This window comes from Acidovorax sp. NCPPB 3576, assembly GCF_028473605.1.
Classification (GTDB): domain Bacteria; phylum Pseudomonadota; class Gammaproteobacteria; order Burkholderiales; family Burkholderiaceae_C; genus Paracidovorax.
The window spans coordinates 2,910,048-2,932,427 of record NZ_CP097267.1; the positions used below are offsets into that span (position 1 = coordinate 2,910,048).

General features: G+C 66.6%; 17 protein-coding genes. 16 read left to right on the forward strand and 1 reads right to left on the reverse strand.

Annotated elements, in window-relative coordinates; all coding sequences use genetic code 11:
- Positions 1-10 precede the first annotated feature (10 nt).
- The 16 genes from gyrA (at position 11) to mnhG (ending at position 18,458) form a co-directional block, all read left to right on the forward strand.
- Positions 11-2,650 (forward strand): DNA gyrase subunit A, encoded by a 2,640-nt coding sequence (gene gyrA, locus M5C98_RS13360; RefSeq protein ID WP_272547922.1) that lies wholly within the window; start codon positions 11-13, stop codon positions 2,648-2,650.
- A 101-nt stretch (positions 2,651-2,751) separates the two neighbouring features.
- Positions 2,752-3,861, forward strand: coding sequence for a 3-phosphoserine/phosphohydroxythreonine transaminase (gene serC, locus M5C98_RS13365; RefSeq protein WP_272547923.1), 1,110 nt, complete (start codon positions 2,752-2,754; stop codon positions 3,859-3,861).
- 40 nt (positions 3,862-3,901) lie between these two features.
- On the forward strand, positions 3,902-4,999 hold the full coding sequence (gene pheA, locus M5C98_RS13370) for a prephenate dehydratase (RefSeq protein WP_272547924.1): 1,098 nt from the start codon (positions 3,902-3,904) through the stop codon (positions 4,997-4,999).
- 11 nt (positions 5,000-5,010) lie between these two features.
- The gene (locus M5C98_RS13375) at positions 5,011-5,898 is read left to right on the forward strand and encodes a prephenate dehydrogenase (RefSeq protein ID WP_272547925.1); all 888 of its coding nucleotides are present in this window, start codon (positions 5,011-5,013) and stop codon (positions 5,896-5,898) included.
- Positions 5,898-7,916: a bifunctional 3-phosphoshikimate 1-carboxyvinyltransferase/cytidylate kinase gene (locus tag M5C98_RS13380; protein WP_272547926.1), complete on the forward strand. Its 2,019-nt coding sequence runs from the start codon at positions 5,898-5,900 to the stop codon at positions 7,914-7,916. Before M5C98_RS13375 ends, M5C98_RS13380 begins: the two co-directional genes overlap by 1 nt.
- A 186-nt stretch (positions 7,917-8,102) precedes the next feature.
- Positions 8,103-9,788: a 30S ribosomal protein S1 gene (gene rpsA, locus M5C98_RS13385; RefSeq protein WP_272547927.1), complete on the forward strand. Its 1,686-nt coding sequence runs from the start codon at positions 8,103-8,105 to the stop codon at positions 9,786-9,788.
- A gap of 103 nt (positions 9,789-9,891) precedes the next feature.
- On the forward strand, positions 9,892-10,221 hold the full coding sequence (locus tag M5C98_RS13390; protein WP_272547928.1) for an integration host factor subunit beta: 330 nt from the start codon (positions 9,892-9,894) through the stop codon (positions 10,219-10,221).
- A gap of 114 nt (positions 10,222-10,335) precedes the next feature.
- A complete protein-coding gene (locus tag M5C98_RS13395) occupies positions 10,336-10,656 on the forward strand; it encodes a LapA family protein (protein WP_272547929.1) in 321 nt (106 codons plus the stop codon).
- Positions 10,646-11,803 (forward strand): lipopolysaccharide assembly protein LapB, encoded by a 1,158-nt coding sequence (lapB, locus tag M5C98_RS13400; RefSeq protein WP_272547930.1) that lies wholly within the window; start codon positions 10,646-10,648, stop codon positions 11,801-11,803. Before M5C98_RS13395 ends, lapB begins: the two co-directional genes overlap by 11 nt.
- Positions 11,804-11,814: 11 nt before the next feature.
- Positions 11,815-12,180, forward strand: a complete 366-nt coding sequence (locus tag M5C98_RS13405) for a ComEA family DNA-binding protein (protein ID WP_272547931.1) — start codon at positions 11,815-11,817, stop codon at positions 12,178-12,180.
- A gap of 100 nt (positions 12,181-12,280) precedes the next feature.
- Positions 12,281-15,241 carry a monovalent cation/H+ antiporter subunit A gene (locus tag M5C98_RS13410; protein ID WP_272547932.1) on the forward strand — a complete coding sequence of 987 codons (2,961 nt, stop codon included), beginning with the start codon at positions 12,281-12,283 and terminating at the stop codon, positions 15,239-15,241.
- Complete coding sequence (locus M5C98_RS13415; protein WP_272547933.1) at positions 15,241-15,606, forward strand: Na+/H+ antiporter subunit C; 366 nt, start codon at positions 15,241-15,243, stop codon at positions 15,604-15,606. The genes M5C98_RS13410 and M5C98_RS13415 overlap by 1 nt, the downstream gene beginning before the upstream one ends.
- Complete coding sequence (locus M5C98_RS13420; protein ID WP_272547934.1) at positions 15,603-17,321, forward strand: monovalent cation/H+ antiporter subunit D; 1,719 nt, start codon at positions 15,603-15,605, stop codon at positions 17,319-17,321. The genes M5C98_RS13415 and M5C98_RS13420 overlap by 4 nt, the downstream gene beginning before the upstream one ends.
- Positions 17,318-17,809 carry a Na+/H+ antiporter subunit E gene (locus M5C98_RS13425; protein WP_272547935.1) on the forward strand — a complete coding sequence of 164 codons (492 nt, stop codon included), beginning with the start codon at positions 17,318-17,320 and terminating at the stop codon, positions 17,807-17,809. The genes M5C98_RS13420 and M5C98_RS13425 overlap by 4 nt, the downstream gene beginning before the upstream one ends.
- The gene (locus tag M5C98_RS13430) at positions 17,806-18,090 is read left to right on the forward strand and encodes a K+/H+ antiporter subunit F (protein ID WP_272547936.1); all 285 of its coding nucleotides are present in this window, start codon (positions 17,806-17,808) and stop codon (positions 18,088-18,090) included. The genes M5C98_RS13425 and M5C98_RS13430 overlap by 4 nt, the downstream gene beginning before the upstream one ends.
- Complete coding sequence (gene mnhG, locus M5C98_RS13435; protein ID WP_272547937.1) at positions 18,087-18,458, forward strand: monovalent cation/H(+) antiporter subunit G; 372 nt, start codon at positions 18,087-18,089, stop codon at positions 18,456-18,458. The genes M5C98_RS13430 and mnhG overlap by 4 nt, the downstream gene beginning before the upstream one ends.
- Positions 18,459-18,633: 175 nt before the next feature.
- Here the strand turns inward: mnhG and M5C98_RS13440 are convergent, their stop codons facing one another.
- Positions 18,634-22,341 carry a hydantoinase B/oxoprolinase family protein gene (locus M5C98_RS13440; protein WP_272547938.1) on the reverse strand — a complete coding sequence of 1,236 codons (3,708 nt, stop codon included), beginning with the start codon at positions 22,339-22,341 and terminating at the stop codon, positions 18,634-18,636.
- Positions 22,342-22,380 lie beyond the last annotated feature (39 nt).

Sequence of the window (22,380 nt, forward strand, 5' to 3'; positions counted from 1 at the left end):
GCAGTTCTCCATGACACAGTTCGCCAAAGAAACCCTGCCCATCAGCCTTGAAGAGGAAATGCGGCGAAGTTATCTCGATTACGCAATGAGCGTAATTGTGGGTCGCGCACTGCCCGATGCGCGTGACGGCCTCAAGCCTGTACACCGGCGCGTGCTGTTTGCCATGCACGAACTCAACAACGATTGGAACCGGCCTTATAAGAAGTCCGCCCGCATCGTGGGCGACGTGATCGGTAAATACCACCCCCACGGCGATCAATCGGTGTACGACACCATCGTGCGCATGGCGCAAGACTTTTCCATGCGCCATCTGCTGGTCGATGGGCAAGGCAACTTCGGCTCGGTGGATGGCGATAACGCAGCAGCCATGCGTTACACCGAAATCCGGTTGGCGAAGATCGCCCATGAAATGCTGGCCGACATCGATAAAGAAACCGTCGATTTCGGCCCCAACTACGACGGCAGCGAAAGGGAACCGCTGGTGCTTCCCAGCAAGCTGCCCAATCTGCTGGTCAATGGTTCTGGCGGCATCGCCGTGGGCATGGCCACGAACATTCCACCGCACAACCTCAACGAGGTGGTGGATGGCTGCCTGCATTTGCTGCACCACCCGGATGCGACCATCGACGACCTGATGGAGATCATTCCGGCCCCGGACTTCCCCACCGCCGGGATCATCTACGGCATCAACGGCGTGAAAGATGGCTACCGCACGGGCCGGGGCAAGGTGATCATGCGCGCGCGCTGCCACTTCGAGGACATCGACCGCGGCCAGCGCCAGGCCATCATCGTGGATGAGCTGCCCTACCAGGTCAACAAGAAGACGCTGCAGGAGCGGATGGCCGAGCTGGTGCACGAAAAGAAGATCGAAGGCATCAGCCACATCCAGGACGAATCCGACAAGTCGGGCATGCGCTTGGTGGTCGAACTCAAGCGCGGCGAAGTGCCCGAGGTGGTCCTGAACAACCTGTACAAGCAAACGCAGCTGCAGGACACGTTCGGCATGAACATGGTGGCCCTGGTGAACGGGCAGCCGCGCCTTTGCAACCTGAAGGAACTGGTCAGCGTCTTCCTGCAGCACCGCCGCGAGGTGGTGACCCGCCGCACGGTCTTCGAGCTGCGCAAGGCACGCGAGCGCGGCCATGTGCTGGAAGGCCTGGCGGTGGCGTTGGCCAACATCGACGATTTCATCCGGATCATTCGCGAGTCGCCGACACCTCCAGTTGCCAAGGCAGAACTGATGACCCGTTCGTGGGACAGCAAGCTGGTGCGCGAAATGCTCACACGCTCCCGGGCCGATGGCGGCACGGTGAATGCCGACGATTACCGTCCAGAAGGCTTGGAGCGCGAATACGGCATGGGCCAGGACGGCCTGTACCGGCTGTCCGATACCCAGGCACAGGAAATTCTGCAGATGCGTCTGCAGCGCCTGACAGGCCTGGAGCAAGACAAGATCGTCTCCGAATACCGGGACGTGATGGCCGTGATCGAAGACCTTCTGGACATCCTGTCCAAGCCCGAGCGCGTGTCCGTCATCATTGGCGAAGAACTGGCGTCCATCAAGCAGGAGTTCGGCCAGCACAAGCTGGGCGCGCGGCGCAGCGTGGTCGAATACAGCGCGCAAGACCTGTCCACCGAGGACCTGATCACGCCCACCGACATGGTGGTCACGCTCAGCCACACCGGCTACATCAAGAGCCAGCCCCTGTCCGAATACCGGGCGCAAAAGCGCGGCGGACGCGGCAAGCAGGCGACGGCCACCAAGGAAGACGACTGGATCGACCAGCTCTTCATTGCCAACACGCACGACTACATCCTGTGCTTTTCCAACCGGGGCCGCCTGTACTGGCTCAAGGTGTGGGAAGTGCCAGCCGGCTCGCGTGGCTCGCGCGGCCGCCCGATCGTCAACATGTTCCCGCTGCAAGAAGGCGAAAAGATCAACGTGGTTCTGCCGCTGACCGGCGACATGCGCACGTTCCCGGCGGATCGCTACGTGTTCATGGCCACGAGCATGGGCACCGTGAAGAAGACGGCGCTCGATGAGTTCAGCAATCCCCGCAAGGGCGGCATCATTGCCGTCAACCTGGACGATGGCGACTACCTGATCGGCGCGGCGCTCACCGACGGTGCGCACGACGTCATGCTGTTCAGCGATGGCGGCAAGGCGGTGCGCTTCGACGAAAACGACGTGCGCCCCCTGGGCCGCCAGGCACGCGGCGTGCGCGGAATGATGCTGGAAGACGGGCAAAGCGTGATCGCCATGCTGGTGGCCGAGGACGAAACCCAGAGCGTGCTCACCGCCACCGCGAACGGCTACGGCAAGCGCACCAGCATCGTCGAATACACGCGCCATGGCCGGGGCACCAAGGGAATGATCGCGATCCAGCAGAGCGAGCGCAACGGCAAGGTCGTGGCGGCCACGCTGGTCCACGCCGATGACGAGATCATGCTGATCACCGACAAGGGGGTCCTGGTCCGCACGCGGGTGTCGGAGATCCGCGAACTGGGCCGCGCCACCCAAGGGGTCACGCTGATCGCGCTGGACGAAGGCTCGCAGTTGAGCGGCCTGCAACGCATCGTGGAAAACGATGCCAATGTGGCGGATATCGAACCGGACGAAGAAGGCGACACGCCGCCCGCAGAAGCCTGAACACGCTCCATGCAAAGCGTCCCAGCGGACGCCTTGCTACTATAAATATAGCAATCAGCCCTAGATGAATATGCGCTGAAGCCCTATTTGACTTGAAAACCATGAATCGCCCGTACAACTTCTCCGCCGGCCCGGCCGCCATTCCCGCCGAAGTCCTGCAGCAAGCGGCTGCCGAAATGCTGGACTGGCATGGAAGCGGCATGGGCGTCATGGAGATGAGCCACCGCGGCAAGGAATTCGTCTCGATCTACGAACAGGCCGAAGCCGACCTGCGTGAGCTGCTGGCGGTGCCTTCGCATTTCAAGATCCTTTTCATGCAGGGTGGCGGACTGGCAGAGAACGCCATCGTGCCGCTGAACCTTTCGCGCGCAGCGACGGTGGACATGGTCGTCACGGGTAGCTGGAGCCAGAAATCGGTGAAAGAAGCCCGCAAATATGCGGCGGAAGTGCGCGTGGTGGGGTCCAGCGAATCCAGCAACTTCACCACGCTGCCCGAGCCTGCCAGCTGGGATTTGAGCCGCGGTGCGAGCTACCTGCACCTGTGCAGCAACGAGACCATCCACGGCGTCGAGTTCCACGAACTACCCGACCTCAAAGCATTGGGCAGCGACGCTCCGCTGGTCATCGACTTTTCCTCGCACGTGGCGTCACGCCCTGTCGACTGGTCGCGGGTGGGCTTGGCATTCGGCGGGGCGCAAAAGAACCTGGGGCCGGCTGGCCTCACGCTCGTGGTGGTGCGCGAGGACCTGCTCGGCCATGCCCTGCCCGCCTGTCCCAGTGCCTTCGACTACAAGATCGTGGCGGACAACGGGTCCATGTTCAATACCCCGCCCACCTGGGGCATCTACGTGGCCGGCCTCACGTTCCAGTGGCTCAAGCGCCAGCGCGAGGGCGAACTCAGCGGTATCGCAGCGCTGGAGCAACGCAACATCGCCAAAGCCCGGCTGCTGTACGGCACCATCGATCAATCGCAGTTCTACGTGAACAAGGTGTCTGAAAACGCCCGGTCCCGCATGAACATTCCCTTTTTCCTGCGCGACGAATCGCGCAACGATGCATTTTTGGCGGGCGCCAAGGAGCGGGGCCTGCTGCAGCTCAAAGGGCACAAATCGGTGGGCGGCATGCGCGCCAGCCTGTACAACGCCATGCCCCTGGCAGGCGTCGAGGCCCTGGTGGCCTACATGCGAGAATTTGAACAGAAGCACGCTTGAGCCCTGATCGCCGCCCAGAGAAACGCTCCTCCACATTTTCATGACCATTCCGCAAGCCTCTCCGGACCTCGCCAGCCTGCGCGTCCAGATCGACAACATCGACCAGCAGTTGCTCACGCTGCTGAACCAGCGCGCCCTGGTCGCCGAACGGGTGGGCGAAATCAAGAAGCGCGAAGGCACGCCCTTCTTCCGGCCTGACCGGGTGGCCCAGGTCATCGAAAAAATCCAGACGGCCAATCCCGGTCCGTTGAAGGGACCGCATGTCGCGGCCATCTGGCGCGAGATCATGTCCGCCTGCCTGGCGCTCGAGTCCCCGCAGCGGGTGGCCGTGCTCGGCCCGGCCGGCACCTTCTGCGAGCAGGCAGCAGTGGAGTTCTTCGGTGGCGCAGCCGACCTGATGTATTGCGCCAATTTCGACGAGGTGTTCCACGCCACGGCGGCAGGCAGCGCGCAATACGGCGTGGTCGGCGTGGAGAATTCGGTCGAAGGCGTGGTGACCCGCTCGCTCGACCTGTTTCTGCACACGCCTTGCCACGTGGTCGGTGAAGTCAGCCTGCTGGTGCGGCACAACCTGATGCGTCAATCCGACTCGCTCGAAGGCATCGAAGCCGTGCTGGCGCATCCGCAAGCGCTCGCACAGTGCCAAGGGTGGCTGTCCAAGCACCTGCCCCACGCAGAACGCCGTCCGGTGTCCAGCAATGCGGAGGGTGCCCGGCTCGCCGCCACCAACCCGGCTTGGGCGGGAATTGCCAGCGAACGTGCTGCCACGCAATTCGGCCTGCACCTGGTTGCACACGCCATCCAGGACGATGCCTACAACCGCACCCGGTTCGCCATCATCTGCCTGCCGCACACGCTGCAGACGCCGCCGCCTTCGAGCAAGGACTGCACGAGCCTGGTGATCTCCGTGCCCAACCGGCCAGGGGCGGTCCATGATCTGCTGGTGCCGCTCAAGACGCACGGGGTGTCGATGACCCGGTTTGAATCCCGGCCAGCCCGCACCGGCCAGTGGGAGTACTACTTCTACATCGACCTCGACGGCCACCCGTCCCTGCCCCATGTGGCACGCGCCCTCGAAGAACTGCGCGCACTGTGCGCGTTCTACAAGGTGCTGGGCACCTACCCGGTCGCGCCATGAGCGGCCCCGCCATGTTTGAACAACTCGGGTTGATCGGCTGCGGCTTGATGGGCGGATCGTTCGCCCTGGCCATGAAGAAGGCTGGACTCGTCAAGCGCGTGGTCGGCTACAGCAAGTCGCCATCCACCACCGACCGCGCCCGCCAGATGGGCGTGATCGATGTCGAGGCGCCCTCGGCCTTGCTCGCCGTGGCGGGCGCGGACATTGTTTTGATTGCCGTCCCCGTGGCCGCGACCGAAGCCACGCTCAAGGCCATCAAGCACCTCGTCACGCCGCAAATGCTCGTCATGGACGTGGGATCGACGAAGGCCGATGTGGTACAGGCGGCGCGCCGCGCCCTGCGCGACCAGGTCGGCTCTTTCGTTCCCGCCCATCCGATCACCGGACGCGAAGTGTCCGGTGTGGAGTACGCGGAGGCCGAGCTGTACAGCGGGCGCCAGGTCATCCTCACGCCGACCGAGCGGACCCTGACCGCTCATTTGCAGAAAGCCGAAGAAGTGTGGCGCACGCTGGGCTGCAGAGTGCAAAGCATGTCGCCCGAATCGCACGACGCAGCCTTCGCATCGGTCAGCCACCTGCCGCATCTGCTGGCTTTCGCGATGATGAACAGCATCACGGCGCAGGACCATGGCGATATGTTCCTGTCTTTGGCAGGCCCCGGCTTTCGCGATTTCACCCGCATCGCGGCCAGCGACCCCAAGGTCTGGCGCGACATCCTGCTGTCCAACCGCGAGGAACTGCTGTCGCAGTCGCGGCTTTTCCAGCAGGCACTGCAGCAAATGGAACAGGCCATGCAGCAGGGCAACTCCCAGGCGCTGGAAGACCTGATCACCCTGGCCAGCGAGACCCGCGCGCACTGGCGCATGGGCGCGCAGCGCACAACGACCCACAATTCCTGATGTTCAGCACTGAGTTTCTCGACCTTCCGCCACTGGCCACGGCGGGCGGTGCCATTCAGTTGCCGGGCTCCAAAAGCATCTCCAACCGCGTCTTGCTGCTGGCGGCGCTGAGCGAAGGCACCACCGAAATCCACGACCTGCTGGCCTCCGACGACACGCGGGTCATGCTCGATGCGCTGCGGCAACTGGGCTGCGCAGTGGACGAGCAAGGCGCCAGCGTTCGCATCACGGGCCTGGGCACCCAACCTGCGCGCGCCCCGGCTGCGCTCTTCCTGGGCAACGCTGGCACCGCGATGCGCCCGCTGACGGCTGCGCTGGCACTGCTGGGCGGCGAGTTCGAGTTGTCCGGCGTGCCACGCATGCATGAGCGCCCCATCGGCGACCTAGTGGATGCGCTGCGCCAGTTCGGATGCCGCATCGACTATCTGGGCAACGAAGGGTTTCCGCCGCTTCGCATCGCGCATGCAGAGGGCGTACCGCCGCTGTCGCTGTCCAAGGCGATTCCCGTGCGCGGGGACGTGTCGAGCCAATTCCTCACCGCTCTGCTGATGGCCTTGCCGCTCGTCGCGGTCAAGGAAGACGTGGTGATCGAGGTGGTGGGCGAGCTGATTTCCCGTCCCTACATCCATATCACGCTGCAATTGCTCTCGCGGTTCGGCATCGATGTGCAGCACGACCAATGGCAGCGGTTCACCATCGCGGCTGGCAGCCGATACCGTTCGCCGGGAAGCATCCATGTCGAAGCCGATGCGTCGTCGGCCAGTTATTTCATTGCGCTGGGCGCCATTGCAGGCATCGCGCAGCACGACGATGGCGTGCAGATCCTTGGCGTGGGGCAAGACTCGATCCAGGGCGACATCCGCTTCATCGAGGCCGCGCGGGCCATGGGCGCGCAGGTCACGGGCGGCCCCAATTGGCTCAAGATCCGCCGGGGGGCGTGGCCGCTCCAGGCCATCGATCTCGATTGCAACCACATTCCCGATGCCGCCATGACGCTTGCCGTCATGGCGCTGTATGCCGAAGGGACGACCACCCTGCGCAACATCGCCAGTTGGCGCGTGAAAGAAACCGACCGCCTGACCGCCATGGCGACCGAACTACGCAAGCTCGGTGCCTTGGTGGAAGAAGGTGCGGATTTTCTGCGCATCACCCCACCGGCGGCGCTGGCGGACTGGCGTGCCGCCAGCATCCACACCTACGACGACCACCGCGTGGCCATGTGCTTTTCGTTGGCAGCCTTCAACCCGGCGGCCCTGCCTATACGCATTCAAGACCCCAAATGCGTGGCCAAGACGTTCCCCGACTATTTCGAAGCGCTGTTTTCCGTCACGCAAACCCCCACCGAACGCATTCCGGTGATCTGCATCGACGGCCCGACGGCATCCGGCAAGGGCACCGTGGCGGCTGCCGTGGCGCAGCGGCTGGGCTACCGTTTTCTGGATTCCGGTGCCATGTACCGCATTGCCGCGCTGGCGGCCCTGCGCACAGGCCTGCAGATCGATGCCGCGCATGAGTCGCGCATCGCAACCTTGGCACGCGCGCTGCCCGTGCGTTTCGAGGGCGGGCGGATCTGGCTCGGTGCCGACGATGTGACCGATTCAATACGCACCGAAGAAGCGGGCATGAATGCCTCGCGCGTCTCTGCGCTTCCCGCCGTGCGGGAGGCTTTGGTGGCGCTGCAGCACAGTTTCCGGCGGCTTCCCGGCCTGGTGGCGGACGGACGCGACATGGGCACCGTGATCTTTCCCCAGGCAGCCCTGAAGGTCTACTTGACCGCCAGCGCGGCATGCCGGGCGGAACGCCGGCATAAACAGTTGATTTCAAAGGGGATTTCGGCTAGCATCGCGGATCTTCGCGCCGATTTGGAGGCGCGCGACGCCCGGGACAGCTCCCGCAGCGTTGCGCCCTTGAAGCCGGCGCAGGATGCCCTGGTTCTGGACAACTCCTCGCTCACGGTCGATGCGGCCGTCGAGCAAGTGCTTGCCTGGTGGCAGGAACGACAGCCCTTCGCCATCTAGGCACGGGGTTGCAAACCCGAGGCTCGCTGCCCCGGGCAGGCCCATACGGTCCCACACGCGCATGCAGCGCCCAGGCCGTGCGGTTCTACAACCTAACCGCGGTTTTGCCGCAAAAAACCTCCGCAGGCAGCTTTAAAAACGATGGCAATGGTGCTGTCGGAACCCTGTTTGCGCTTTAGGAAATACATGTCTGAATCTTTTGCCGCCCTTTTCGAAGAGTCTTTGACACGCACCGAAATGCGTCCGGGCGAAGTGATCACCGCCGAAGTCGTGCGCGTGGAACACAATTTCGTCGTGGTGAACGCTGGCCTCAAGTCTGAAGCCTACGTGCCCCTGGAAGAGTTCAAGAACGACAAGGGCGAAGTCGAAGTCCAAGTAGGCGATTTCGTCTCCGTGGCCATCGGCTCGATCGAAAACGGTTACGGCGACACCATCCTGTCGCGCGACACCGCCAAGCGCCTGGCCTCCTGGCTGGCGCTGGAAAAGGCCCTGGAATCCGGCGAATTCGTCACCGGCACGACCAGCGGCAAGGTCAAGGGTGGCCTCACGGTGCTGGTCAACGGCATCCGCGCCTTCCTGCCAGGTTCGCTGATCGACACGCGTCCGATCAAGGACCTGACGCCTTACGAAAACAAGACCCTGGAATTCAAGGTCATCAAGCTCGACCGCAAGCGCAACAACGTGGTGCTGTCGCGCCGCGCTGTGGTGGAAGCGTCCATGGGCGAAGAGCGCGCCAAGCTGATGGAAACCCTCAAGGAAGGCTCCATCGTTCAAGGCGTGGTCAAGAACATCACCGAATACGGTGCATTCGTGGACCTGGGCGGCATTGACGGCCTGCTGCACATCACCGACATGGCATGGCGCCGCGTTCGCCATCCTTCGGAAGTGGTCACGGCCGGTCAGGAAATCACGGCCAAGATCCTCAAGTTCGACACCGAGAAGAACCGCGTGTCCCTGGGCCTCAAGCAAATGGGCGACGATCCCTGGATGGGCGTTTCGCGCCGCTATCCTTCGAGCACCCGCCTGTTCGGCAAGGTCACGAACATTGCCGACTACGGCGCTTTCGTGGAACTGGAACCCGGCATCGAAGGCCTGGTGCACGTCTCCGAAATGGACTGGACGAACAAGAACATCGCTCCTTCCAAGCTCGTGTCACTGGGTGACGAAGTCGAAGTCATGGTCCTCGAGATCGACGAAGACAAGCGCCGCATCAGCCTGGGCATGAAGCAGTGCAAGGCCAACCCATGGCAAGAGTTTGCACAGAACACCAAGCGTGGCGACCGCGTCAAGGGCCCGATCAAGTCGATCACCGACTTCGGCGTGTTCGTGGGCCTGGCTGCCGGCATTGACGGCCTGGTGCACCTGTCCGACCTGTCCTGGAACGAAACCGGCGAAGCCGCCGTTCGCAACTACAAGAAGGGCCAGGAAGTCGAAGCGATCGTGCTGGCCGTGGACGTGGACCGCGAGCGCATCTCCCTGGGCATCAAGCAGCTCGACGGCGACCCGTTCACGACCTTCGTGACGGTGAACGACAAGGGCCAGACGGTGACCGGCAAGGTCAAGACCGTGGATGCCCGTGGCGCTGAAATCGACCTCGGCGAAGACATCATCGGCTACCTGCGCGCTTCGGAAATCTCACGCGACCGCGTGGAAGATGCCCGCAACGTGCTCAAGGAAGGCGACGAAGTCACGGCCGTGGTGGTGAACGTGGATCGCAAGACCCGCAACATCCAGCTGTCGATCAAGCAAAAGGACATGGCCGACGAGCAAGGCGCCATGGCCAACCTGAGCCAGCAATCGAGCCGCGAGAGCGCCGGCACGACCAGCCTGGGCGCCCTGCTGCGCGCCAAGCTGGACAACTCGGACAAGTAAGCCGAGAGTCGAACAACGACCGCTTCGGCGGTTGTGAACGGCGGGCGCCTCGTGCGCCCGCTTCTTTTTGTTCTGTTTCCCAGGTTGCAAAGACTAGGATTCCATGACCCGATCAGACCTCGTTGAAGAACTGGCAGCACGGTTCAGCCAGCTGACCCAGCGCGATGCCGAGTACGCCGTCAAGACCATTCTGGACGCCGTGGGCGACGCATTGGTGCGCGGGCACCGCATCGAGATCCGGGGTTTCGGCAGCTTTTCGGTCAACCACCGCCCTCCCCGGATGGGACGCAATCCCCGCAGCGGCGAAGCCGTGGCGATCCCGGAAAAGCGCGTGCCCCACTTCAAGCCCGGCAAGGCGCTGCGCGAAGCGGTGGACCAGCGCACGGTCGAAATGGGCATCGTCGATGCCCCGCAGCCGAAAGATCAAAATTGATAGCTGCCCGCGCTTTCCTGTCAAGCGCCGACAGCCTGTAGCACGGGTATCGGCAAGGATGGAAGACACGCCACGGCGTGCCCGTAGAATGCCCCCACACCACCAGGGAGACGCATGAAATACCTCCTGTGGCTGCTCAAGGCAGCCATTTTTTTTACCCTGTTCGCTTTTGCGCTGAACAACCAGCAAGACGCCACCGTGCACTTTTTCTTCGGCACGCACTGGAGCGCCCCCTTGGTGCTCGTCGTGCTGACCGCCTTCGCAGCGGGGGTCGTGGTGGGTGTGCTGGGCATGGTGCCCCGCTGGTGGAAGCACCGCAGCGCCGCCCGCCGCGCGCAGGCCGCCTTGCCGCCCGAGCCCGCTGCCCCTGCGCCGGTGGCGGCACCCGCCGTGCCGGACCTGCAACAACAACCGCCCTCCATCCATGGAATTTGATTTCAGCTGGCTGCTGCTGGGCCTGCCGCTGGCGTTCGTGCTGGGATGGTTCGCCTCCCGCTTCGACCTGAAGCAGCTGAGGGAAGAGAACCGCCGTGCGCCCAAGGCCTATTTCAAGGGCCTGAACTTTCTGCTCAACGAGCAGCAGGACCAGGCGATCGATGCGTTCATCGAGGCGGTGCAGAACGATCCGGACACGTCCGAGCTGCATTTCGCGCTGGGCAATCTCTTTCGCCGCCGGGGCGAATACAACCGCGCCGTGCGCGTGCACGAGCATCTGCTGTCCCGGGGCGACCTGAGCCGCACCGACCGCGACCGGGCGCAGCATGCGCTGGCGCTGGACTTCCTCAAGGCGGGACTGCTCGACCGTGCAGAAGATGCCCTGCGCCGGCTGGAGAACACGCCGTTCGAAAGCCAGTCGCGCCTGGCCCTGCTGGCCATCTACGAACGCTCGCGCGACTGGCCTCAGGCTGCGGCCATCGCCCTCAAGATGCACGGCTCGCACCAGGGCGACTTCAGCACGCGGCAGGCCCATTACCTGTGCGAACAGGCGATTGCGCGCGCAGCCCAGGGCGACCAGGAAGCGGCGCAGGCCCAGTTGGAAGAGGCCGTGGCCGCCGCGCCCCACGCACCCCGGCCGCGCATCGAACTGGCCCGCCTGCACCACCGCTGCGGCCGGCCGGAAAAAGCATTCGCCACGCTGCTGGAACTGTCGCGCGAATCACCCGGCGCCCTGCCCCTGGCGGCGCCGCTGCTCGTCGAAGTCGGCGCGGCCACGCGGCGGACGGACGAAACCTACCAATTGCTGCTCGGCCATTACGAACGGGCGCCGTCGCTGGACATGCTGGAGGCCATCGTGTCGATGGACGAGGCTTCGGGCGACGCGGCCCGGCCGGGGCCACAGTGGTATGTGCGCCATCTGGACAAGGAACCTTCGCTGGTGGCCGCCGCAAAGTGGCTGGCGCAGGAAAAACTCGAGCATGAGCAGTTCCATCCCCAGGTGCAAAAAGCGCTGGACCAGGCGACCAAGCCCCTCACCCGCTACCGCTGCGCGGCCTGCGGCTTCGAGGCGCGGCAGCATTTTTGGCAGTGCCCCGGATGCCAGACCTGGGACAGCTACCCGGCCCGGCGCGTGGAAGAGCTGTGACGCCCCTTGCCATGAAACACCTTAACGGCGGGCCTCGACTGCCGTCCCGCGCCAAAGCCCTGCTGCGCTCCCTGATCGCCCTGGTCGCGGCTTTTCACTGCATGGCCGCATCGGCCGCGGTGGAGGTCAATACCGCCTCCGTGGCCGATCTGGACGGCATCAAAGGCATCGGCCCTGCCCTGTCGGCCAAGATCCTCAAGGCGCGGGAGCAAGGCCCTTTCGAGGGCTGGACCGACCTCGTCGCGCGCGTGCAGGGCATGGGCAAGACCTCCGCCGCGCGGCTTTCCAACGAAGGTTTGACCGTCAACGGCGCAGCGTTCGGCCAATCGCCCACTGCAGCGGCCCCGCAGCCGCCGATCGCAGGCGCGTCGCGTTAGACGCCCAAAGGATTCCGGGCCCGCAGCAGGCCCAATCTCCGGGCTCTGCTAGGGTATTCATAGCAGGTGCGAAAAGGCATGCCCGTAGAATCGTTCGGGCATGCCCCTGATCCTCCTCGTCCTCCTCCCCTTCATCGGCAGCCTGCTGGCGGCGGTGCTGCCATCGAATGCGCGCAACACCGAATCCACGCTCGCCGGTGCGATCGCGCTGTTCTGCGCGGTACAGACGGCGCTGTGCTTTCCGGAGATCGCCGCGGGCGGGGTATTGCGGCAGGAGATCCCCTGGCTGCCCGCGCTGGGGCTGAACCTGGTGATCCGCATGGACGGGTTCGCCTGGATGTTCTGCATGCTGATCCTGGGCATCGGCTCGCTGGTGGTGCTGTATGCGCGCTACTACATGTCGCCGGCCGATCCGGTGCCGCGCTTCTTCTCGTTCTTCCTGGCGTTCATGGGGGCGATGACCGGCGTGGTGCTGTCGGGCAACATCATCCAGCTGGCCTTCTTCTGGGAGCTGACCAGCCTGTCCTCCTTCCTGCTGATCGGCTACTGGTACCACCGCCAGGACGCGCGCCGCGGGGCGCGCATGGCGCTCACGGTCACGGGCACCGGCGGGCTGTGCATGCTGGCGGGCATGCTGGTGATCGGGCACATCGTGGGCAGCTACGACCTGGACCATGTGTTGGCCGCCGGCGAGCAGATCCGCAACCACCCCTGGTATCTGACGGCGCTGGTACTGGTGCTGCTGGGCGCGCTGACCAAGAGCGCGCAGTTTCCCTTCCACTTCTGGCTGCCCAACGCCATGGCCGCGCCGACGCCCGTGTCGGCCTACCTGCACTCGGCCACGATGGTGAAGGCAGGCGTTTTTCTGCTGGCGCGCATGTGGCCGGTGATGGGCGGCACCGAGCCCTGGTTCTGGCTGGTGGGCGGCGCGGGCGTGTGCACACTGCTGGTGGGCGGCTACGCGGCCATGTTCCAGAACGACCTCAAGGGTCTGCTGGCGTATTCCACGATCTCGCACCTGGGCCTGATCACGCTGCTGCTGGGGCTGAACAGCCCGCTGGCGGCCGTGGCGGCCGTGTTCCACATCATGAACCACGCCACCTTCAAGGCGTCGCTCTTCATGGCGGCGGGCATCGTGGACCATGAAAGCGGCACGCGCGACATCCGGCGCCTGTCCGGGCTGCGCACCATGATGCCGGTGACGGCCACGCTGGCGATGGTGGCCAGTGCGTCCATGGCGGGCGTGCCGCTGCTCAACGGCTTTCTGTCCAAGGAAATGTTCTTCGCCGAGACGGTGTTCCTCGACGCCTCGCCGCTCGTGGCCACCGTGCTGCCCGTCGCCGCCACGCTGGCCGGCGTGTTCAGCGTGGCCTATTCGCTGCGCTTCATCGTGGACGTTTTCTGGGGCCCGCGCGCGCAAGACCTGCCCCGCCAGCCGCACGAGCCGCCGCACTGGATGCGCGTGCCGGTGGAGCTGCTGGTGCTGGCTTGCCTGGTGGTCGGCGCCTTTCCCGCGTGGTCGGTCGGGCGCTATCTGGACGCGGCTGCGCGCCCGGTGGTCGGCGGAACCCTGCCGGAATTCAGCCTGGCCATCTGGCACGGCTTCAACACCCCCTTCGTGATGAGCCTGGTCGCCCTGGGCGGCGGCACCGCGCTCTATCTTCTGCTGCGCCGCCAGCGCGCCGCGGGCAAGGTGGATGCGCCCCCGCTCATCTACCGTGTGAGCGGGCGGCGGCTGTTCGAGATCGCGCTCACCTGGCTCACGCTGTGCGGGCACAACGGCCGGCGGCTGATGGCCACGCCGCGGCTGCAGTGGCAGATGCTGTGGCTGGTGCTGGCGGCGCTGGCCGGCGCGGCCTTGCCGCTGTGGACGCAGGGCCTGCAGCTCGGCGACCGCGGCACCCTGCCCTTGTCGCCGGCCTTCGTCGTGCTGTGGACCCTCGGCTCGATCTGCGCGGTGGCCGCCGCGTGGCAGGCCAAGTACCACCGGCTCGCGGCGCTGACGCTCATGGGCGGCGCGGGCCTGTGCACCTGCATCACCTTCCTGTGGTTCTCGGCGCCCGACCTCGCGCTCACGCAGATCGTGGTGGAGATCGTCACCACCGTGCTCGTGCTGCTGGGCCTGCGCTGGCTGCCGCGGCGCGACGAGCGGCTGCGCGGCGTCGATACAACCCATCCGGGCATCGTGCGGGCACGGCGGCTGCGCGACATGGCGGTGGCGGTGGCCGCCGGCGGCGGCATGGCCTGGCTGGCCTTCACCATGATGAGCCGGCCGTTCCCCGAGAGCACCTCCACCTTCTTCCTGGAGCGTGCGCAGACCGAGGGCGGCGGCACCAACGTGGTCAACGTGATGCTGGTGGACTTCCGCGGCTTCGACACCTTCGGCGAGATCGTGGTGCTGGGCATCGTCGCCCTGACGGTCTATGCGCTGCTGCGCCGCTTCCGCCCCGCGCGCGAGACCATGGACCTGCCCGAGCAGCAGCGCAACATGCCGGCCGATCTGCAGACCGACCTGCTCAACCCGCGCAATGCCGCCGACACCGCCATCGGCTACCTGATGGTGCCCGCCGTGCTGGTGCGGCTGCTGCTGCCATTCACGGCCCTGGTGTCGTTCTACATGTTCATGCGGGGCCACAACGAGCCGGGCGGCGGCTTCGTGGCCGGGCTGGTGCTGTCGGTGGGGCTGCTGCTGCAATACATCATCTCGGGCACGCACTGGGTCGAGGCCCACCTGCCGCTCTACCCGCGCCGCTGGATCGGCATGGGGCTGCTGTTCGCCCTGGGCACCGGGCTGGGCGCCATCGCGCTGGGCTACCCGTTCCTGACCAGCCACACCGCACACCTGCACCTGCCGGTGATCGGCGACATCCACATCGCCAGCGCGCTGTTCTTCGACATCGGCGTGTTCACCCTGGTGGTCGGCTCGACGCTGCTGATCCTCACCGCCATTGCCCACCAGTCGGTGCGGGGCCACCGCTACCACGCGCGCCTGGCCGAGGAGCGCGAGGCCGAGCTGGCCGCCAGCCCCGGCGCCACCGCCCCTGAAGGAGGAGCCCGCTGATGGAAATCGTTCTCGCCATTGCCATCGGCGTGCTCACCGGCTCCGGCGTGTGGCTGCTGCTGCGCCCGCGGACCTTCCAGGTCATCATGGGCCTGGCGCTGCTGTCGTATGCGGTCAACCTGTTCATCTTCAGCATGGGCCGCCTGGGCCTGGCCATCAACAAGGAGCCGGTGCTGGTGGAGGGCATCCCCAAAGACCTGCTGCACTATGCCGACCCCATGCCGCAGGCGCTGGTGCTGACCGCCATCGTGATCGGCTTCGCCATGACGGCGCTGTTCCTGGTGGTGCTGCTGGCATCGCGCGGCATGTCGGGCACCGACCATGTGGACGGCACGCGCTCGCACGACGTGCAGGAGATGCCATGACCCCGGCCCTGGCGCACACCCTCTCCGCGCTGATGCCGCACCTGATGCTGGCCCCCATCGTGCTGCCGCTGCTCACCGCCGCGCTGATGCTGCTGCTGCGCGAAGAGCGCCAGCGGTTCAAGCTGGGCCTGAACATCGCATCCACCTTTCTCGGGCTGATGATCGCCGTGGCCCTGCTGCTGTGGACCGCCCAGGCCACCGTGCCGACCACCATGGGCGTGTACCTGCCGGGCAACTGGCCGGCGCCGTTCGGCATCGTGCTGGCGCTGGACCGGCTCTCGGCCATGATGCTGGTGCTGACCAGTGCCGTCGCGCTGTGCTCCATCGTCTTCGCGGCCGCGCGCTGGCACCGCGCCGGGGTGCACTACCACCCGCTGTTCCAGTTCCAGCTGATGGGGCTGGCGGGCGCGTTCCTCACCGCCGACCTGTTCAACCTGTTCGTATTCTTCGAGATCATGCTGGCGGCCTCCTACGGGCTGCTGCTGCACGGCTCGGGCCGCACGCGCGTGCAGGCCGGTCTGCACTACATCGCGATCAACCTGGCGGCGTCGTCGCTGTTCCTCATCGGCGTGTCGATGCTCTACGGCATCACCGGCACGCTGAACATGGCCGATCTGGCGCAGAGCATCCCGAAGGTCGCGGCGGCGGACCGGGGCCTGCTGCATGCGGCAGCGGCCATCCTGGCCACGGCCTTCCTCATCAAGGCCGCGATGTGGCCGCTCAACTTCTGGCTGGTGCCGGCCTACAGTGCCGCCACCGCGCCGGCAGGGGCCCTGTTCGCGCTGATGACCAAGGTGGGCGTGTACACCCTCCTGCGGCTGTGGACGCTGATGTTCAGCAGCGAGGCCGGAGCCTCCGCGCTGTTCGGCAGCCTGTGGCTGATCGGCGGGGGCATGCTCACCATGGCCTTCGGCGGCATCGGCATGCTGGGCTCGCAGCGGCTCACGCACTTGGCGGGCTATGCGGCCATTCTTTCGTCCGGCACCTTGCTGGCCGCCGCCGGCTTCGGGCAGAACGTGCTGACCGCCGGGCTGCTGTATTACCTGCCCAGCTCCACTCTGGCGATCAGCGCGATGTTCCTGCTGGCCGACCTGATCGACCGCTGGCGCAACGACGGGGCCACGCTCGCGCCGCACGAGCGGCACGACGACGCGCCCTTTCTCACCGCCGAGCTGGTGCCCGCCGCAGGCCTGAACCTCGACGAAGACGAAACCGTGCTGATCGGCCGCGTCATTCCCGCAGCCGCCGCCTTCCTGGGTCTGGCCTACCTGCTGTGCACGCTGGTGATCGCCGGGCTGCCGCCGCTGTCGGGCTTCGTGGGCAAGTTCGCCATGCTCACCGCGCTACTCAACCCGCTGGGGCTGGGATCATCGGCCGGCTACCAGCCCGGCGCGCCGGGCTGGATGCTGCTGGCGCTGATGATCGTCACGGGCCTCTTCGCGCTGATCGCGCTCACGCGCACCGGCATCCGCTATTTCTGGACCACGCACGACCGCCGCCCGCCCCAACTGCGCGTGCTGGAGGGCCTGCCGATCGCGGTGCTGCTGGCCGGGTGCGTGGGCCTCACGCTGTACGCCGGTCCGGTGATGCGGTTCACGCAGGCCACGGCGAACGCGCTGCACACGCCGTCCAACTACATCCGCGCGGTCATGTCGGCGCGGCCCGTGCCCGGGCCGGTCACGCCGGCGCAGCCGCCGGCCCAGGAGACGCCATGAAACGCCTGTTCCCGGCCCCGCTGCTGTCCGTGGCGCTGTTCGTGCTGTGGCTGATGCTCAACCGGGTCAGCGCAGGGCAGATCGTGCTGGCGGCTTTCGTGGCGATCGCCATTCCCGCGCTCACGCGCGGCCTGCGGCCCCTGCCGGTGCGCATCCGCCGGCCGGGCACCGTGCTGCGGCTGGTGGCGTCGGTCATCGCCGACAGCCTGGCGTCCAACCTGCAGTTGCTGCGCTTTCTGGCCACGCCATCGGGCCGGCGGCCCCACCCGCCGGGCTTCGTGCAGATTCCGCTGGAGATGCGGGACCCGAACGCCCTGGCCGTGCTGGCGATGATCGTGTGCATCACTCCCGGCACGTCGTGGGCCGAACTGTCGCTAGACCGCTCGATCCTCATGCTGCATGTGCTGGAGCTGGACGACAAGCAGGCCGCGATCGATCACGTCAAAACGCGCTACGAGCGCCCCCTGATGGAGATTTTCGAATCATGACCAACGGTTCCATCCTGGCCATCGCACTGCCGATCGCGGTCTTCCTGCTGGTGCTGGCGATGTCGTGCGCCCTGGTGCGCATGCTCAAGGGCCCCTCGGCGCAGGACCGGGTGCTGGCCCTGGACTGTATGTACCTGAACGGCATGCTGTGCATGCTGGTGCTGGGCATTTACTACGGCAGCACGAACTATTTCGAGGCGGCGCTGCTGATCGCGCTGCTGGGCTTTGCCAGCTCCACCGCGATGGCGAAGTTCCTGCTGCGCGGCGAGGTGATCGAATGACCGCCACCACCCTGCCCCTGTGGGCCGAGATCGCCATCGCGGCCCTGGTGCTGATCGGGTGCGGCATCGCCTTGCTGGGGTCGCTCGGGCTGCTGCGCCTGCCGACCTACTTCGAGCGGGTGCATGCGCCTTCCGTGATCGCCACGCTCGGGTGCTGGTGCATCGTGCTGGCCACGCTGCTGTACTTTTCGGTCCAGGGCGCCGGGCTGGCGCTGCACGCGCTGCTCATCGGCCTGTTCGTGGCGGTCACCGTGCCGGTGACCAACATCTTCCTGATGCGCGCGGCCCTGTTCCGCGCGCGCCGGGCCGGCCAGAACGTGCCGCCCAGCCTGAGCCGCCTGCTGGAGAGCACCGACCGCGACTCCTGAATCGATTGCTACTGAATTTATAGCAATATGCCCTAGTGGAATATGCGGTGGAGGCCTTTTTGGCTGATATGCCGAACCGCGGCCCTGGAAGGGATGGCGACCAGCTGTGGCCTTGGCCTGTTGCTATTGAATAAATAGCAACAGGCCCTAGTCCCATATGCGCTGGTGGCCTTTTTCAATCGGATGCCGAACCCGCACCACCAAAGCCGCCACCGCCCGGCGTGTGCACCTCGAACACGTCGCCCGGCTCCATCTGCGCCTGGCCGATGTGCTCCAGCACCTCCACCCGGCCGTCCGCACGCACCACGCGGTTGACGCCCGGCTGCCCAGGCTGGCCGCCCGCCATGCCGAACGCGCCGTGGCGGCGCCCGTTGGAGAGGATGCCGGCCGTCATCGGCTCCAGAAAGCGCACCCGGCGCACGCCGCCGTTGCCGCCCCTCCAGCGCCCGGCCCCGCCCGAATCGGCGCGGATGGCATAGCTCTCCAGCCGCACCGGAAAGCGGAACTCCAGGATCTCCGGATCGGTCAGGCGCGAGTTGGTCATGTGCGTCTGCACCACGCCCGTGCCGTCGAAACCGTCCACCAGTTCTCCGCCGTCGCCGAACACCCCGCCCGCGCCGCTGCCGCCCGAGATGGTCTCGTAGTACTGGTGGCGGTCGTTGCCGAAGGTGAAGTTGTTCATCGTGCACTGGCTGCCCGCCGACACGCCCAACGCGCCCAGCAGCGCGTTGGTGATGCAAGTGGACGTCTCCACGTTGCCTGCCACGACGGACGCCGGCGGCAAGGGGTTGAGCATGGAGCCGGGCGGGATGATGACCTGCAGCGGCTTGAGGCAGCCGGCATTCAGCGGAATGTCGTCGTCCACGAGCGAGCGGAACACGTACAGCACCGCGGCCATGCACACCGCCGTGGGCGCGTTGAAGTTGTTCGCCTGCTGCGGCGAGGTGCCAGTGAAGTCGATCACCGCGCTGCGTGCCGCGGCGTCCACGCGCACCGCGACCTGGATCTGCGCGCCGTTGTCCAGCGGCAGGGTGAAGGCGCCGTCCTGGAGCCGGGCGGCCAGGCGGGTGATGGCGCGGCGCACCGACTCCTCGGCGTTGTCCTGCACATGGCCCATGTAGGCCTGCACCACGGGCAGTCCGAACTGCTGCACCATGCGCCGCAGCTCCTGCACGCCCTTTTCGTTGGCGGCGATCTGCGCCTTCAGGTCGGCCAGGTTCTGCTGCGGGTTGCGGCTGGGGTACTCGCCGCCCTGCAGCAGGGCCACCATTTCGGCCTCGCGCAGCACGCCGCTCTCCACCAGCTTGACGTTGTCGATCTGCACGCCCTCTTCCTCGATGCGCGTGGAAAACGGCGGCATCGAGCCGGGGGTGGTGCCGCCCACGTCGGCATGGTGGCCGCGGCTGCCCACGTAGAACGTGGGCTCGGCCTCTTCGGCCAGGTACACGGGCGTGATGACGGTGATGTCCGGCAGGTGCGTGCCGCCGTGGTAGGGGTCGTTCAGCACGTACACGTCGCCCGGCTGCATGCGCCCGGCATTGCGGTGGATGACCGCCTTGATGCTCTCGCCCATCGAGCCCAGGTGCACCGGCATGTGCGGCGCGTTGGCGATCAGGTGGCCTTCGGCGTCGAACAGCGCGCAGCTGAAATCGAGGCGCTCCTTGATGTTCACCGAGTGCGCGGTGTTCTGCAGCTGCAGGCCCATCTGCTCGGCGATGTTCATGAAGAGGTTGTTGAACACCTCCAGCAGCACCGGGTCCACCGTGGTGCCCAGCGCATGCCGCACGCTGCGCGCGGTGGTGCGGTCGATCACCAGGTGGTCGAGGGCCGTCAGCGCGGCCTGCCAGCCCGGCTCCACCACGGTGGTGGCGTTCTTCTCGGCAATGATGGCCGGGCCGGCGATCACGTCGCCGGGGCGCAGGTCTTCGCGCACCACCAGGGCCGCGTCGTGCCACGCGGGCACGCCATCGACGCCCACGGTGTACATGCGCACGGTGCCGCGGCGCGGCGCCTCGCGCGACGGGTGCAGGGCCTGTACCGGCTCGACCGGCGCGTCGCCCGCCACCACCGCCTCGACCGAGACCGCCTCCACGATCAACGCCCGGCCCGGCATGAGAAAGGCGAAGCGCTGGCGGTAGGCCGCCTCGAACCCCGCCGTGATGGCCGCCACCTCCGGCACCTCACCGAAAGGCACGACCAGCGCCGCGTCCGAGCCCTCGTACCGCACATGCACCCGGCGGCGCACCGACACCGGCGCGGCGCCCAGCTGCTGCTGTGCCATCTCGGCCCGGGCCGCCGCGGCCAGCGCATCCAGCGTGCGGCCGATGCCGCCCAGGGCTTCGGGCGACAGACGCACCTCCACCGCCTGCTCGCGGATCAGGTTCTGGTCGGCCAGGCCCATGCCATAGGCCGAAAGCACCCCGGCCAGCGGATGCACGAACACGCGCTGCATGCCCAGCGCATCGGCCACCAGGCAGGCGTGCTGCCCGCCCGCGCCACCGAAGCACTGCAGGGTGTAGCGCGTCACGTCGTAGCCCCGTGCGACCGAGATCTTCTTGATGGCATTGGCCATCTGCTGCACCGCGATCTGGATGAATCCGTGCGCCACGTCGTGCGCGGGGCGGCCGGCCTGCGCCGCGAGGTCGGCAAAGCGGGCCTGCACCACGCCCGCATCGAGCGGCTCGTCGCCGCCATGGCCGAACACGTGCGGAAAGTGTGCGGGCTGGATCTTGCCCACCATCACGTTCGCATCGGTCACGGCCAGCGGCCCGCCACGGCGGTAGCTGGCCGGCCCCGGGTTGGCGCCCGCGCTCTGCGGGCCCACCCGAAAGCGTGCGCCGTCGTATTCCAGCAGCGAGCCGCCGCCCGCGGCCACGGTGTGGATGCTCATCATCGGCGCGCGCATGCGCACGCCCGCCACCTGGGTTTCGAACTCGCGCTCGAACTCGCCCGCGTAGTGGCTCACGTCGGTGGAGGTGCCGCCCATGTCGAAGCCGATCACGCGCACCGAATCCCCGGGGGCCGCGGCCCCGCCGGCACCTCCCGCCTCGCCCGCGAAGGCCAGCTCCGCCGTGCGCGCCATGCCCACGATGCCGCCGGCCGGGCCGGAGAGGATCGCGTCCTTGCCCTGGAAACGGTGCGCATCGGTGAGCCCGCCCGACGACTGCATGAAGTACAGGGGCACGCCCGGCATCTCGGCCGCCACCTGCTCCACGTAGCGGCGCAGGATGGGCGACAGGTAGGCATCGACCACGGTGGTGTCGCCCCGGCTCACGAACTTCATCAGCGGGCTGGTGCCGTGCGAGGTGCTGACCTGCGTGAAGCCCGCCTCGCGCGCGAGCCGCGCCGCCGCCTGCTCGTGCGCGGTGTAGCGGTAGCCGTGCATGAACACGATGGCCACGCTGCGCAGGCCCGCGTCGTGGGCGGCCCACAGGCGCTCGCGCAGGTGGGCCTCGTCCAGCGCCTGCTCGACCTCGCCGTGGGCCCCCACGCGCTCCTGCGCCTCGATCACGCGGCTGTACAGCAACTCGGGCAGCACGATGCGGCGGTCGAACAGGCGGGGACGGTTCTGGTAGGCGATGCGCAGCGCATCGCGAAAGCCGCGGGTGGTCACCAGCAGCGTGGGCTCGCCCTTGCGCTCCAGCAGCGCGTTGGTGGCCACGGTGGTGCCCATCTTCACGCACTCCACCTGCGTGGGCGACACGGGCGCGCCGGGCGCCAGGCCCAGCAGGTGGCGGATGCCGGCCACCGCGGCATCGCGATAGTGCCCGGGGTTTTCGGACAGCAGCTTGTGCGTGACCAGGGAGCCGTCGGGCCGGCGGCCCACCACGTCGGTGAAGGTGCCGCCACGGTCCACCCAGAACTGCCACAGTTGCGTTGCCATGTCGATGCTTTCCTCAGCCTGTTACGAATGAAATGTTTG

Excerpts from the sequence above, each read along its gene's own strand:
- M5C98_RS13405 (WP_272547931.1), top strand. The coding sequence starts at position 11,815 with ATGAAACACCTTAACGGCGGGCCTCGACTGCCGTCCCGCGCCAAAGCC.
- gyrA (WP_272547922.1), top strand. The coding sequence starts at position 11 with ATGACACAGTTCGCCAAAGAAACCCTGCCCATCAGCCTTGAAGAGGAA.
- M5C98_RS13395 (WP_272547929.1), top strand. The coding sequence starts at position 10,336 with ATGAAATACCTCCTGTGGCTGCTCAAGGCAGCCATTTTTTTTACCCTG.
- serC (WP_272547923.1), top strand. The coding sequence starts at position 2,752 with ATGAATCGCCCGTACAACTTCTCCGCCGGCCCGGCCGCCATTCCCGCC.
- lapB (WP_272547930.1), top strand. The coding sequence starts at position 10,646 with ATGGAATTTGATTTCAGCTGGCTGCTGCTGGGCCTGCCGCTGGCGTTC.
- M5C98_RS13375 (WP_272547925.1), top strand. The coding sequence starts at position 5,011 with ATGTTTGAACAACTCGGGTTGATCGGCTGCGGCTTGATGGGCGGATCG.
- M5C98_RS13430 (WP_272547936.1), top strand. The coding sequence starts at position 17,806 with ATGACCAACGGTTCCATCCTGGCCATCGCACTGCCGATCGCGGTCTTC.
- pheA (WP_272547924.1), top strand. The coding sequence starts at position 3,902 with ATGACCATTCCGCAAGCCTCTCCGGACCTCGCCAGCCTGCGCGTCCAG.
- M5C98_RS13390 (WP_272547928.1), top strand. The coding sequence starts at position 9,892 with ATGACCCGATCAGACCTCGTTGAAGAACTGGCAGCACGGTTCAGCCAG.
- M5C98_RS13440 (WP_272547938.1), bottom strand. The coding sequence starts at position 22,341 with ATGGCAACGCAACTGTGGCAGTTCTGGGTGGACCGTGGCGGCACCTTC.
- mnhG (WP_272547937.1), top strand. The coding sequence starts at position 18,087 with ATGACCGCCACCACCCTGCCCCTGTGGGCCGAGATCGCCATCGCGGCC.
- rpsA (WP_272547927.1), top strand. The coding sequence starts at position 8,103 with ATGTCTGAATCTTTTGCCGCCCTTTTCGAAGAGTCTTTGACACGCACC.
- M5C98_RS13420 (WP_272547934.1), top strand. The coding sequence starts at position 15,603 with ATGACCCCGGCCCTGGCGCACACCCTCTCCGCGCTGATGCCGCACCTG.
- M5C98_RS13380 (WP_272547926.1), top strand. The coding sequence starts at position 5,898 with ATGTTCAGCACTGAGTTTCTCGACCTTCCGCCACTGGCCACGGCGGGC.
- M5C98_RS13425 (WP_272547935.1), top strand. The coding sequence starts at position 17,318 with ATGAAACGCCTGTTCCCGGCCCCGCTGCTGTCCGTGGCGCTGTTCGTG.
- M5C98_RS13410 (WP_272547932.1), top strand. The coding sequence starts at position 12,281 with ATGCCCCTGATCCTCCTCGTCCTCCTCCCCTTCATCGGCAGCCTGCTG.
- M5C98_RS13415 (WP_272547933.1), top strand. The coding sequence starts at position 15,241 with ATGGAAATCGTTCTCGCCATTGCCATCGGCGTGCTCACCGGCTCCGGC.